Source organism: Streptomyces sp. HNM0575 (assembly GCF_012726265.1).
Taxonomy (GTDB): domain Bacteria; phylum Actinomycetota; class Actinomycetes; order Streptomycetales; family Streptomycetaceae; genus Streptomyces.
This window is the reverse complement of sequence record NZ_JAASAG010000021.1, coordinates 14,861-28,958: the sequence shown is the minus strand read 5'-3', so window position 1 is coordinate 28,958 and position 14,098 is coordinate 14,861. Positions and strand designations below refer to the sequence as shown.

The 14,098-nt window shown below is 70.8% G+C and carries 7 protein-coding genes; 3 read left to right on the top strand and 4 right to left on the bottom strand.

The annotated features are described in order from the left end of the window. Window positions 1-915: 915 nt before the first annotated feature. From HCC61_RS29555 to HCC61_RS29545, 3 genes are all read right to left on the bottom strand, one after another. Window positions 916-5,916 (bottom strand): NAD-glutamate dehydrogenase, encoded by a 5,001-nt coding sequence (locus HCC61_RS29555; protein ID WP_169140853.1) that lies wholly within the window; start codon window positions 5,914-5,916, stop codon window positions 916-918. 570 nt (window positions 5,917-6,486) lie between these two features. After that, on the bottom strand, window positions 6,487-7,149 hold the full coding sequence (locus HCC61_RS29550; protein WP_169140867.1) for an HAD family hydrolase: 663 nt from the start codon (window positions 7,147-7,149) through the stop codon (window positions 6,487-6,489). 147 nt (window positions 7,150-7,296) lie between these two features. Continuing rightward, window positions 7,297-7,809: a hypothetical protein gene (locus HCC61_RS29545; RefSeq protein ID WP_169140851.1), complete on the bottom strand. Its 513-nt coding sequence runs from the start codon at window positions 7,807-7,809 to the stop codon at window positions 7,297-7,299. 372 nt (window positions 7,810-8,181) lie between these two features. Here HCC61_RS29545 and HCC61_RS31090 point away from each other — a divergent pair, with 372 nt between their 5' ends. Then, window positions 8,182-8,841, top strand: coding sequence for an Rv3235 family protein (locus HCC61_RS31090; RefSeq protein ID WP_240969410.1), 660 nt, complete (start codon window positions 8,182-8,184; stop codon window positions 8,839-8,841). Between the two features lie 190 nt (window positions 8,842-9,031). On the opposite strand, the gene secA is transcribed toward HCC61_RS31090, so the two are convergent. Next, window positions 9,032-11,863 (bottom strand): preprotein translocase subunit SecA, encoded by a 2,832-nt coding sequence (gene secA, locus HCC61_RS29535; protein WP_169140849.1) that lies wholly within the window; start codon window positions 11,861-11,863, stop codon window positions 9,032-9,034. 284 nt (window positions 11,864-12,147) lie between these two features. On the opposite strand from secA, the gene HCC61_RS29530 reads away from it, so the two are divergent. Both HCC61_RS29530 and HCC61_RS29525 read left to right on the top strand, forming a co-directional pair. After that, window positions 12,148-12,729, top strand: a complete 582-nt coding sequence (locus HCC61_RS29530) for a GNAT family N-acetyltransferase (RefSeq protein ID WP_169140840.1) — start codon at window positions 12,148-12,150, stop codon at window positions 12,727-12,729. A gap of 144 nt (window positions 12,730-12,873) precedes the next feature. After that, window positions 12,874-14,064 (top strand): crosslink repair DNA glycosylase YcaQ family protein, encoded by a 1,191-nt coding sequence (locus HCC61_RS29525; RefSeq protein WP_169140838.1) that lies wholly within the window; start codon window positions 12,874-12,876, stop codon window positions 14,062-14,064. Window positions 14,065-14,098 lie beyond the last annotated feature (34 nt).

The window sequence follows — 14,098 nt, the reverse complement described above, 5'->3', positions numbered from 1 at the left end:
CGCGTACCGCGGCGGCATCGCACCCGCGGTGCCGCTCCGTACGGCAGCCGCCCCTACGCGGCGGGTCCCCGTACGGATGACCCACGGGGCCCCGCCGACCTCCGACTCCCGGCGTCTGTGTGGGCGGCGGCCGGAAGGCGGGTGTCCCGGCTCCGGCCCGATGCGAGCTGCCCGGCTGGGCGGGCGCCGCCACCTTGCCGGGGCGGCCACCCCGGCAACGGCCAACGCCGCACTGCGGGGCGGGCACCCCGGCCACCACGCCCGCGAGCACGGGACGCGACGCTGCGGAACGACGACAGCACGCATCCATCGCCCGCATACAGCCACGCACGCGCCCCCGCACAGCGCGGACGCCGCAGCAACGGCGGGCCAGCCGGGCAGGCGGCGCCAACCCGGCGATGCGGGCACCCCGGCCACCACGCCCCGCCAGTGGAGACGCGGCGCCAGGGAACCGCGGCAGCACGCATCCATCGCCCCACGTACGGCCACGCACGCGCCCCCGGGAAGCGCGGACGCCGCAGCAACGGCAGGCGAGCCGGGCAGGCGGCGCCAACCCGGCGATGCGGGCACCCCGGCCACCACGCCCCGCCAGTGGAGACGCGGCGCCAGGGAACCGCGGCGGCACGCATCCATCGCCCGCATACAGCCACGCACGCGCCCCCGCACAGCGCGGGCGCCGCGGCAACGGCGGACGAGCCGGGCGGGCGGCGCCACCCGGCGGTGCGGGTGCGGGCACCCCGGCCACCTCGCCCCGCCAGTGGAGACGCGGCGCCAGGGAACCGCGGCGGCACGCATCCATCGCCCCACGTACGGCCACGCACGCCACCCGGCGGGGCGCGCACCCCGGCCACCATGCCCGCCAGGCGGGCCCGCCTGGCGGGGCACCCACCCGTGCCGCCGTCAGGCGGCCACCGCTCAGCGGTTGCTGCGCAGCAGCGTCCGCATCGTCCGCATCGCGACCGAGAGGTTCGCCAGGTCGAAGGTCTCCGACGCCTGGATCTCGTCGAGGGTGGCACGGGCACGGGAGAGGATGGTCTTGCTCTTCGCCTCCCACTTCTCGTACCGCTGCTCGGGAGTCGAGGTGCCGTCGCCCTCCGACAGCACGTCCGCGGCGATCAACTGGTGCGCCGCGTACAGGTCTTCGCGGATCGCCGACCGCGCCATGGACTGCCAGCGGTCGGCGCGCGGCAGTTCGCTGACGCGCTCCTGGAGCTGGGTGATGCCGAGCCGGTCCGCCAGGTCGTGGTAGACGGCGGCGACGTCGAGCAGCTGCACGCCCGTGCGGTCCGCGACGGCGACCACGTCCAGTCCGGAGAACGCGGCGGAGAACCCGGCGACCCGCAGGGCCAGTTCGGACGGCACGCCCGCTGCGTCCAGCCGGTCCAGGATCGCCTGGTGCCAGGCGCGGTCGTCGCCCTTGAGCAGCTTCGGCAACTCGTCCCACACGGTGGCGACGCGCTCGCTGAACAGCTCGATGGTCTCGGCGAGTTGCAGCGGCTGCGGGCGGTTGTTCAGCAGCCAGCGCGTGCCGCGCTCGACGAGGCGCCGCGACTGGAGCCTGATGCTGGTGAGCACGTCGGCGGAGACGACATTGTCCAGCGCCTCCGCCTCGTCCCAGATCTCACCGAGCCGGAAGATCGCACGCGCCGCGGTGTGCGCCCGGGCGATCTCCTCCGTGGAGGCGCCCGTCTCCTCCTTCATGCGGTGCACGAGGCTGGAACCGCCGGAGTTGACGGTGTCGTTGACCAGCAGCGTCGTGACGATCTCGCGACGCAGCGCGTGCCCGATGATCTCCTCCGGGAACCGCTCGCGCAGCGCCCGCGGGAAGTAGGCGTGCCCGAGCTGCTGGAGGTAGGGGTCGTCGGGGAGGTTCGTGTGGATCAGATCGTCCGACACCGTGATCTTGGTGTAGGCGAGCAGCACCGCCAACTCCGGCTGTGTCAGGCCCTGTCCGGCCGCCAGGCGCTCGCGGATCTGCTTGTCGCCGGGCAGGAACTCCAGGTCCCGGTCGAGCTTGCCGTCCTTCTCCAGGCGCCGGATGTGCCGGTGATGCGCCTGGAGGAGGCCGGGGGCGACCTCGACGGAGTTGGCGAGCGCCACGTTCTGCGCGTAGTTGTTGCGCAGGACCAGCTCGGAGACCTCCTCGGTCATCTCCGACAGCAGGGTGTTGCGCTGCTTGACGGTCATGTCGCCGTTGGCGACGAGGGAGTTGAGGAGGATCTTGATGTTCACCTCGTGGTCGGAGGTGTCCACGCCCGCGCTGTTGTCGATGGCGTCGGTGTTGACATGGCCGCCGTTCAGGGCGAACTCGATGCGGCCGAGCTGCGTCAGCCCCAGGTTGCCGCCCTCGCCGACGACCTTCACCCGCAGGTCCTGGCCGTCGACGCGGATGGCGTCGTTGGCCTTGTCCCCGGCGTCGGCGTTGGTCTCCGTCGACGCCTTGACGTACGTGCCGATGCCGCCGTTCCACAGCAGGTCGACCGGGGCGGCCAGGATGGCGCGCATCAGCTCCGCCGGGGTGACCTTGCCCGCCTGCGAGTCGATGCCGAGGGCCGCCCGCACCTGCGGGGTGACCGGCACTGACTTCGCCGTACGGGGGAAGACGCCGCCACCCGCCGAGATCAGCGACGTGTCGTAGTCCTCCCAGGAGGAGCGCGGCAGCTCGAACAGCCGGCGGCGCTCGGCGTACGACGTGGCCGCGTCCGGGTCGGGGTCGAGGAAGATGTGCCGGTGGTCGAAGGCCGCGATCAGCCTGATGTGCTCGGACAGCAGCATGCCGTTGCCGAAGACGTCGCCGGACATGTCGCCGACGCCCACGGCCGTGAAGTCCTGCGTCTGCGTGTCGTGGCCGAGCTCGCGGAAGTGGCGCTTGACCGACTCCCAGGCGCCGCGGGCGGTGATGCCCATGCCCTTGTGGTCGTAGCCCGCGCTGCCGCCGGAGGCGAAGGCGTCGCCGAGCCAGAATCCGTACGCCTCGGCGACCTCGTTGGCGATGTCGGAGAAGGTGGCTGTGCCCTTGTCGGCGGCGACGACGAGGTAGGTGTCGTCCTCGTCGTGGCGGACGACGTCCTCGGGGTGTACGACGTCGCCGGCGACGAGATTGTCGGTGATGTCCAGCAGACCGGAGATGAAGGTCTTGTAGCAGGCGACGCCCTCGGCGAGCCACGCGTCGCGGTCGGCCGCCGGGTCGGGCAGCTGCTTGCAGACGAAGCCGCCCTTCGCGCCGACCGGCACGATGACGGTGTTCTTCACCTCCTGCGCCTTCACCAGGCCGAGGATCTCCGTACGGAAGTCCTCTCGCCGGTCCGACCAGCGCAGTCCGCCGCGGGCGACCTTGCCGAAGCGCAGGTGCACGCCCTCCACGCGCGGCGAGTACACCCAGATCTCGTACTCGGGGCGCGGCGCGGGCAGGTCGGGAATGGCCTGCGGGTCGAGCTTGACCGACAGATAGGCGTGCGGCCGCGCCGACGGGTCCTTCGCGCCGCCCTTGCTGCTGCCGGCTCCGGTGCTCTGGAAGTAGTTGGTGCGCAGCGTGGCCCGGATGACGGTGAGGAAGGAACGCAGGATGCGGTCCTCGTCGAGGCTCGCGACCTGGTCCAGCGCGCCGTCCAGCTCCTCCAGCAGCCCGTCCGTCAGCTCGTGCCCCGCGCGGGAGCGGCTGGGGTCGAGGCGCGCCTCGAAGAGGTTCACCAGCAGCCGGGTCGTGTGCACGTTGTGCCGGAGGGTGTCCTCCATGTACGTGGGGCTGAAGGTGGCCCCGGCCTGCCGCAGGTACTTCGCGTATGAACGCAGCACCATCGCCTGGCGCCAGGTCAGACCGGCGGACAGCACAAGCGAGTTGAGGCCGTCGTTCTCGGCCTGGCCCGTCCACACGGCGCTGAAGGCGTCCTGGAAGCGCTCGCGGGCGTCCTCACCGAGGCCGTGCGCGTGGGAGACGGGCATGCGCAGGCCGAAGTCGTAGATCCACGCCTTGCTCTTGTCGCTGCACTTCAGCTCGTACGGACGCTCGTCGACGACCTCGACGCCCATCGCCTGAAGTGCGGGCAGCACGGCGGACAGGGACACGGGCTCGCCGATGCGGAAGATCTTGAACCTGCGCTCGCCCGCGCCCGCTCCGACCGGCTCGTACAGGCTCAGCGAGAAGTCCGGGTCGCCGCTCCCGCGGCGGGCGAGCCGGTCGAGGTGCTGGAGGTCGGCGACGGCGGCACGCGGCGGGAAGTCCGCCTTGTACCCCTCGGGGAAGGCGTTCGCACTGTAGAGATGGCCCAGCTCGGCGGCCTGCTCCTCGCCGAACTCGGCGGTCAGCGCCTCCACATAGCCGTCGGCCCAGGAGCGGGCGGCCTCCGCGAGGCGCGCCTCGATGCGGTCGGCCTCGGCGTCGGTCAGCTCCGGCAGCTGCGCACCGGGCTTGAGGCGGATGACGAAGTGCAGCCTGGTGAGGACCGATTCGGTGTTCCAGACGCTGAAGTCCACATTGGTGCCGCCCAGTTCCTCGCTGAGGATCTCGGTGAGGCGGAGGCGGACCGACGTCGTGTAGCGGTCGCGCGGCAGATAGACGAGCGCCGAGTAGTAGCGCCCGTACTCGTCCTTGCGCAGATACAGCCGCAGCTTGCGGCGCTCCTGGAGGTAGAGCACCGACGTGGCGATGGAACGCAGCTGGTCCACGGGGATCTGGAACAGCTCGTCGCGCGGGTACGTCTCCAGGATCTGGAGCAGGTCGCGCCCGGCGTGGCTGTCCGGGGCGAACCCGGCGGAGGTCAGCACCTCGTCGACCTTGCGGCGGATGACGGGCACCCGGCGCACCGACTCGGTGTAGGCGGCGGAGGAGAACAGGCCGAGGAAGCGGCGCTCGCCGACGACATTGCCCTCGGCGTCGAACTTCTTCACGCCCACGTAGTCCAGATACGACGAACGGTGCACCGTGGCACGGCTGTTGGCCTTCGTCAGCACCAGCAGATGGTGCTCGCGGGCCTTCGCGCGGGCGTCGGCGGGCAGCCGGCTGAAGGACGGCGAGACGGGGTGGCCGTCCTCACCCGTTGTGTGCTGCGGGTCGGAACGCAGGATCCCCAGGCCGGTGCCCGGGACGGGGGTGAGCGTCAAGTCCTTCTCGTCGTCGGGGACTTCCTCCGACAGCTCGTACTCCCGGTAGCCGAGGAAGGTGAAGTGGTCGTCGGCGAGCCAGCGCAGCAGCTCACGGGACTCCTCGACCTCCTGCGCGGACACCTCGGCGGCGACGGGCTCGCGCTCCAGCTCCTCGGCGACGCTCATCGCGGTGGCGCGCATCTTCCGCCAGTCCTCCACGGCTTCGCGGACGTCGGAAAGGACGCGCAGCAGATCGTCGTTGATCTGCTTGAGGTCGTCCCGGTCGGTCTCACGGTCGATCTCCACGTGGATCCACGACTCGGTGACGGCGTCGTGGGGCAGCTCACGCGCCGGGCCGTGCCCGAGCTTGTCGCGGCCGGCGTCCAGCACCTCCAGCAGCTTCCCCGTGACGTCGCGGCGCACGATCAACTGAGGGTGGATCACGACGTGGATGCCGCGGCGCCGCCGCGACAGCTCGTTCGTGACCGAGTCGACGAGGAACGGCATGTCGTCGGTGACGACTTCGATCACGGTATGCGTGCAGGTCCAGCCGTTCTCGTCCACCGACGGGGTGTGCACACGCACGTTGGCGGTGCCCTGCGGCCGCTCCTGCGCCAGACGGTAGTGCGAGAACGCCGCACCGAGGATGTCCACCGGGTCGCGGTCGGTGAGGTCCTCCGGCGCGGTGTGCAGGTAGTAGCGCTGGAGGAACGCCCTGAGCGAACCGTTCTCAAGACCCCGCGCCGGGTGCTGACCCCCGGCCGGGCTCTCTTCGGCTACCCGCGCGGCCTCCTCCAGCCGCTCGGCCTTTGCTTCATCCAGCTTGGTCTGCATGTCCTGTGGCTCTCCTGTCGCGCGCCGTTGCGTGACGTGAAATGGCGGGAACTGGTTCGGACACGGCATCGGAAGGCGGGGTGGTGCCCCGGGCTCGACCCGTGCCGTGGAAGACGACCAGCCGCGGCCCTGGGCGCTGTCGCGCAATGGGCACCGTACGGGGGGTCGCACCGCCCCCGCGAGATATCGCGCTGATCACGCCCGTAGGCTACAGCCCCCGAGCCGGGGCCAGTCATGGACCTTATGTGTACAAAATCGGGGGTTGGTGTTGGCCGGAGTGGACAGCAACGGCTGCCGGACGACCGCTATGACGTGAACGTCCGGTCCGTCCTTCGGTCCTGCCCCGGCTCACCACCGCCGGACTCCCCGGTCTCCGACTCATCGGTCTCCCCGCCGTCTTGACGCCTTGGCCCTTCGACTGCCGCGCCGGGCACGCCGGTTGGGCGTCCCGCTCCGGACCGTACGAAGGGCTCCGGATCGGCACGCTTCCACCGGCACGGCCGCCATCGGCACGGCTTCCATCGGTACGGACCGCCCGGGCGCCGGGCTTCCGCAGTCCGGCGTGCGGGGCTATCCGGCTATCTCCTCCGCGGTGTCGACCGCCTCGGCCAGGGTGTCCACCACGGGCACGCCCGCCGTCTCCAGGCTGGACCGGCTGTGCGATCCGCCGGTGTAGAGCACCGCATGCGCCCCCACATGCCGGGCGGCGATCGCGTCGTCGACGGCGTCCCCGATGACCACCGTGTGCGCCGACTCGACACCGGCCAGGGACAGCAGATGCCGCTCCATCTGCTCGGCCTTCCCGCCTCCCGAAGGGCCCCGCGCCCCGTCGACCCGTACGAAATGGCGGTCGATCCCGTGAGTGCGCACCAGCGGAACGAGGCGGTCGTGCGGAGCCAGCGAACACAGCGACTGCGTACGCCCCGCGGCGGTCCTGCCCGCGAGCAGCTCGGCGGCGCCCTCGGCGAGATCCGCGTGCCGCGCATGCCGCCAGTAGTGCCGGTGGAACGTCTGGTCCATCACCTCCCACTCCGCCTCGCTGGGCAGGCGCCCCATCAGCCGCTCGTAGAACCGCGGCACGGGCACGCAGTACAGCTCGCGGTAGCGCTCCAGCGTGATCGAGGGGTGCCCGAGCTCGGCGAAGGCCGCGTTCGTCGCCGCGATGACGGCGTGGATGTCGTGCAGCAGCGTGCCGTTCCAGTCCCAGACGATGTGAGCCGACCGTCTGTGCATTCGTCCCGAACCCATGCATACGACGTTACGTCGGGGGTCTGACAACGCCATACCGGATTCGGCCGTCCTGCCCCGGGCCCCGACCGGGCCGGGCCGGGCCGTACCGGTGCGGGCGGCCCTCGTCCGCGGTCGGTCCGCCGCCCGTGCTCAGTCCGGCAGGTGCGGGATCTCCTGTGTCGCGTACCACAGCAGCTCGTGGTCCTCGGCTCCGTCCACCGTGAACCGGGCGTCCTCGTCGCCCATGTCGGCGGCGCCCAGCGCCCCGGCGGCCGCGGTCACGTCCGCTTCGGCCTCGCCGGAGTCCATGTGCACGGCCGCCGCCTTCGACAGGGGCAGCGGCCCCTCGATCCGTACCTCCCCGAGCGACTCCCGCTCCAGGCCGTGATCGGGGTCGAAGGCGACCGCGGCGTCCGCCACGTCGAGCGCGAGGACCACACGGCGGCGGGGAACCTCGGGCCTCCCGGCCAGCAGCCGCAGCGAGCCCTGTGCCGCGCGGTTGAGCGCCGCGTACTCCAACTCCTCGCTGTCGTCGGAGAGATACCACTCGCGCAGCCCCGGCGTGACCGCGTACGCGACGGTGCCGCCGCGCTCGGGCGCCAGCTCGCCGGCCCCGTGCGCCTCACGCAGCGCTGGGAGAGTCAGAGGCACATAGACACGCATGAGGCTGCCGCTTTCGTGTATCGCCGGAGGGTGTGCCCCGCCAGGATACGGGCCGCACGGCAGGCACCCGCCGCCCGATCACTGCACGAAGCCGCAGGTGAGACGCCCCGCCCGTCAGCCCCGCAACGGCTCTCGTCCTGATAGGTGAACCGCTCGGGCGGCTCGCCGCACCAAAGATCACGCATTGCGACCGCACGGTCACGCGGATACAACGATGAGCGAAGCTACCGCCGGGTAAGCACGATGTCCGGTGGCCGCTCATCTCACGTGACAGCACCTCTCAGCAGCGCTTTCACACCGCATCCGCCGACAGGTCCGTCGACAGTCCGTCTTCGGATCCGTCATCACGTTCCGTCACTCAACGGGGGACCCATGGACGCCATGAACACACCGCCCGCCGCCGCCTCTCCACGAAGCCGCCGCGTCCCCGCGCGCAAGGCACCGCCCGGACGCCGTGACTCCCGCCGGCCGGAGGTCACGCGCCCGGAGACCAGGCGCCCAGAACTGCGGCGCCCGCGGCCCGGCGCCGGCAGCCCTGCCGCGGCCCGCCCGGCCGCCTCCCCGTCTGCCTCCGCGCTGCGCGCGGCAGCGGCCAGGGAGCGCGAGCGGCAGCCGCCCTTCTGGTTCGCCAGCCGGCTGGTGCTCGTGCTGAGCGGGCAGCGGCCCGTCCACACCCTGCTGGGCCACACCCGCAGCTCCGCCTACGAGCAGCTCGCGGGCCTCGCCTCCGGCGCTCCGCTGCGCCCACGCGGAGCCGACCGCAGGAGTCCCGCCGTGCTGGACGCACGCGGCAGCCGCCCCAGCGACGGCGTGATCGAGGCGTTCGCGCGCATCGTCACCGGCGACCGGCAGCGGGCCATGGCCTTCCGACTGGAGCTGTGCTCGGACCGCCGCTGGCGCTGCGCCGCCGTCGAACTCGACGGCCAGTCGCCGTCGGACCGCTCCAGGCCGCAGCACCTTCAGAGGCCGGAACGCCCGAAGCCGGAACGGCCCGGGCCGCACCGTCCCCGGCCAGGCAGCCGTGAGCCATGACCCCCTGAGCCATCAGCCGCGACCCGGAGCCCCACCGGTGTCCGGCGTACCGCTGGGCCGCACCCCGCAGCGATACGTCCGGACAGCGATACGGGCTGGGGCCCGCCGCCCTCATCGAGCGGCAGGCCCCAGCCCGTACTGCCGAACCACGCGTCGTGCACCCGGACGCCGAAGGCGCCTCAGCGGCTCACTACTTGCGCTTCTTCTTGCCCTTCTGGGCCTTGCGGCGCTCCGCACGCGTCAGCCCGTCGGCCTCCGAGCGGACCGGGCCGCCGTTGCCGGTGTCCAACTCGCCCTCCTCGACGCCGCCTTCAGCGGTCGGCGCCGAGTAGTGAAGCCGGTCCGGACGCTGCGGGGCGTCCAGGCCCTTGGCGTGGATGGCCGGAGCGGCACCCATCGCGGCGCCCGCGGGCACGGCGCCCTCCGGCTCCTTCTCCAGCACCGCCTTCTCCTCGGGCTGCCGCTCCTCGATGGGAACCTCCTCGACCTGCTGCTCGACCTGGACCTCCAGGTTGAACAGATAGCCGACGGACTCCTCCTTGATGCCGTCCATCATGGCCTGGAACATGTCGAAGCCCTCGCGCTGGTACTCAACCAGCGGGTCCTTCTGCGCCATGGCACGCAGGCCGATGCCCTCCTGGAGATAGTCCATCTCGTAGAGGTGCTCACGCCACTTGCGGTCGAGCACGGACAGGACCACGCGCCGCTCCAGCTCGCGCATGATCTCGCTGCCCAGCTCCGCCTCACGCTGGTCGTACTGCTCGTGGATGTCGTCCTTGATGGACTCCGCGATGAACTCCGAGGTGACGCCCTCGCGTTCGCCCGCGGCCTCCTCCAGCTCCTCGACTGTCACCTTCACCGGGTAGAGCTGCTTGAAGGCGCCCCACAACCGGTCCAGGTCCCACTCCTCGGCGAAGCCCTCGACCGTCTCGGCTTGCACGTACGCGTCGATGGTGTCGTCCATGAAGTGCCGCACCTGCTCGTGCAGATCCTCGCCCTCCAGGACGCGGCGGCGCTCGCCGTAGATGACCTCACGCTGCCGGTTGAGCACCTCGTCGTACTTCAGGACGTTCTTGCGGATCTCGAAGTTCTGCTGCTCGACCTGCGACTGGGCGGAGGCGATGGCCCTGGTCACCATCTTGTTCTCGATGGGGACGTCGTCCGGCACGTTCGCCATCGCCATCACACGCTCGACCATCTGCGCCTTGAACAGCCGCATCAGGTCGTCGCCGAGCGAGAGGTAGAACCGGGACTCGCCCGGGTCGCCCTGGCGGCCCGAACGACCGCGGAGCTGGTTGTCGATACGGCGCGACTCGTGCCGCTCGGTGCCCAGCACATACAGCCCGCCGAGCTCCTTGACCTCGTCGACCGCGTCCTTGACCGAACGCTCCGACTTCTCCAGGGCGGCGGGCAGCGCGGCCGCCCACTCCTCGGCGTTCTCCACCGGATCCAGACCGCGGTCGCGCAGCTCCTTCTCCGCCATGCCCTCGGCGTTGCCGCCGAGCTTGATGTCGGTGCCGCGGCCCGCCATGTTCGTCGCGACCGTGACGGAGCCCTTGCGGCCCGCCTCGGCGACGATCGCGGCCTCACGCTCGTGGTTCTTCGCGTTGAGCACCTGGTGGCGCACGCCGCGCTTGTTCAACTGCTCCGAGAGGTATTCGGACTTCTCGACCGAAGTCGTGCCGACCAGGATCGGCTGGCCCTTCTCGTGCTTCTCCGCGATGTCGTCGACGACCGCGTCGAACTTGGAGACCTCGGTGCGGTAGATCAGGTCGGCCTGGTCCGCGCGGGCGAGCGCGCGGTTCGTCGGGATCGGGACGACGCCCAGCTTGTAGATCTGGTGGAACTCGGCGGCCTCCGTCATGGCCGTACCGGTCATGCCCGACAGCTTCTCGTAGAGACGGAAGAAGTTCTGGAGCGTGATCGTGGCGAGAGTCTGGTTCTCGTCCTTGATCTCGACGCCTTCCTTGGCCTCGATCGCCTGGTGCATGCCCTCGTTGTAACGGCGGCCGGCGAGGATGCGGCCGGTGTGCTCGTCCACGATCATGACCTCGCCGTCCATGACGACGTAGTCCTTGTCCTTGTGGTAAAGCTCCTTGGCCTTGATCGCGTTGTTGAGATAGCCGACGAGGGGCGTGTTGACCGACTCGTAGAGATTGTCGATCCCCAGCCAGTCCTCGACCTTGACGACGCCGGCCTCGTGGATGGCGACCGTGCGCTTCTTCTCCTCGACCTCGTAGTCGCCCGTCTCCGGCTTCTGCGTACGGGGATCGCCGGCCTCGCCCTTCTCCAGGCGCTTCACCAGCTTGGCGAAGTCGCTGTACCACTTCGTGGCCTGGTCGGCGGGGCCCGAGATGATCAGAGGCGTGCGCGCCTCGTCGATGAGGATGGAGTCGACCTCGTCGACGATCGCGAAGTTGTGGCCGCGCTGCACCAGTTCGTCCTTCGACCAGGCCATGTTGTCGCGCAGGTAGTCGAAGCCGAACTCGTTGTTCGTGCCGTACGTGATCTCGCAGTTGTACTGCTCGCGGCGCTCCGGCGGCGTCATGTGCGCCACGATGCAGCCCACGGTCAGCCCCAGGAAGCGGTGGACGCGGCCCATCCACTCCGAGTCACGCTGGGCGAGGTAGTCGTTGACGGTGATGATGTGCACGCCGTCGCCCGAAATGGCGTTCAGATACGCGGGAAGCGTGCCGACCAGGGTCTTGCCCTCACCGGTCTTCATCTCCGCGACGTAACCGAGGTGCAGCGCCGCACCGCCCATGATCTGGACGTCGTAGTGCCGCTCGCCGAGCACGCGCTTGGCGGCCTCACGGACGGTCGCGAATGCCTCCGGCATCAGGTCGTCGAGGCTTTCGCCCTCGGCGTACCGCTCCTTGTACTCATCCGTGAGGGCCCGGAGCTCGGCGTCCGACAGTTCCACGAAGTCCTCTTCGATGGAATTCACCTGCCGCGCGATGCGGTCCAGCCTGCGCAGGATCTTGCCTTCACCTGCGCGCATGAGCTTGCCGAAGACGGACACTTGGAGTGGCTCCTTGCCGGTCGAACCTGGCTCGGTCAGTGCGCGGACACGGCGATACGGCCGCCGCCGCACCGGCCATCGTATGCGAGGGACGTACGCCCCTGTACCCCTAACGGTCCGGAGCGACCGAAGGTGCCGGGTCCCGGCTGCGGACCGGAGCCCCGGCCGCGGGGAGGGCCACGGGGAGAGCCGCGGGGACGGGAACGTGGCGGACGTCCCGGAGGGGGCGGCGAGCGGCCCCGGGAACCGGGCGGACCGCTTCACGGCGGAGGCACAATCACCCCATGGAGCCCATCACCCTCAGCACCGAGCGTCTGCTGCTGCGTCCCTTCGACGACAGGGACGTGGAGGCTGTGCGGTCCGCCTGCCAGGACCCGGACATCGTGCGCTGGATACCGGTGCCGGACCCCTACGGGCGCAAGGAGGCCGAGGAGTTCGTGCTCGGTGTGAACCCGTCCGGCTGGCGCGAGGACACCATGTACAACTTCGGCATCTTCACGAAACAGGGCGAACTCGTCGGCTCCATGGGGCTCGTACGCCTCGGCGCGCTGCGCGCCCCGGAACGCCAGGCCGAACTCGGCTTCTGGACGGTCAAGGAGCAGCGCGGCAAGGGCTACACGGTGGAGGCCGGGCACGCGGTCATCGACTGGGCGTTCTCCACGCTGAAAGCGGAACGCCTGGAGTGGGTGGCGGAGGCGGGCAATGAGGCGTCGCGGCGCGTCGCATGGCGGCTGGGCTTCGTGATGGAGGGGACCCAGCGCGCGAAGATCGTCCACCGCGGTACGAGACGGGACGCGTGGGTCGCGACGCTGCTCCCGATCGACCTGGGCAGGGAGATGGACACCCCGTATCTGCCGGCTCGCTGAACAGGGCGGGGTGGGGCGGCGGGGCAGCGGGGCGTGAGCCTCTCCGGCCCATCACGCCTGTCACGTCCGTCACGCCCGTCACTTCGGGCTCCCCGTTCACGGCGCCGGGGCCCGATGTCAGTGGGTGCGCCTATCGTCTCCGGCATGACGACTGCGGAGATCTCGCTCTCCGCCGACGAGGCCCGGCGCGTGGCCCTGTCGGCGCAGGGACTGCTGGGCGCGCCGGACCGCAGGGCGGGGGTGCGCGGATTGCTGCGCCGGCTCGGTGCCGTCCAGCTCGACACCATCTCCGTGCTGGCGCGTTCGCACGAGCTCGTTCCGTACGCACGGCTGGGCGCCGTCGGCCGGGCAGCGGTCGAATCGGCGTACTGGACGGGCGGGCACAGCTTCGAGTACTGGTCGCACGCCGCTTGCATCCTGCCCGTGGAGGAGTGGCCCCACTTCGCCTTCAGGCGCCGTGAGCGGCGGGCCCGCGGGCATCGCTGGCACATCCTGGAGGACCGGGACCGCGCCTGCGCCGCCGTGCGGGACCGGCTCAAGGCCGACGGCCCGCTGACCACGACGGAGCTGGGCGGAGGGAAGAACGGCGGCGAGTGGTTCGACTGGTCGGAGACGAAGATCGCCGTGGAGTGGCTGCTGGACACCGGCGAGGTCGTCTGCACGGAGCGGCGCGGCTGGAAGCGGGTCTACGACCTCGCCGAGCGGGCCATCCCGGACGAGTTGCTGCACGACGACACCGACGACCACGAGTGCATACGGCGTCTGGTCGCCCAGGCCGGAGCGGCCATGGGCGTGGCGACGCGCTCCGACCTCGCGGAGTATCACCGTCTCAAGAGCGAGCAGGTCGAGGCGGTGCTTCCGGACACCGGTCTGGTGCCGGTGGAGGTCGAGGGCTGGGGCAGGCCCGCCTGGGCGGATCCGGCTGCCGTCGAGGCCTCACCGCGCGGGCGGCACCGCACGACGCTGCTCTCTCCCTTCGACTCCCTTGTCTGGGACAGGCCGCGTACGCAGCGGATATTCGACTTCACGCACAGGCTGGAGGCGTACGTACCGAAGCCCAAGCGCATACACGGCTACTTCGCGATGCCGCTGCTGTCCGGCGGCAGGCTGCTGGGCCGTGTCGATCCGGGGCGTGAGGGCACGACCCTGGTGGCCCGCCAGGTCTCGATGAAGGGACGCAAGGCGGTCGAGCCGATGGCCAGGGCGCTGTGGGAAGCGGCGTCCTGGGTGGGCTGTGACGAGGTGCGGGTGGAGCGCTGCGACGACGCGGAGCTCGCGGAGGCGCTGGCCCGCGCTCTGACCGATGATTCCAAGGGAGCCGGGGCGGCGGTCTGACGGAGGCGGGGCTACTCCGGACTCACCGACGCGC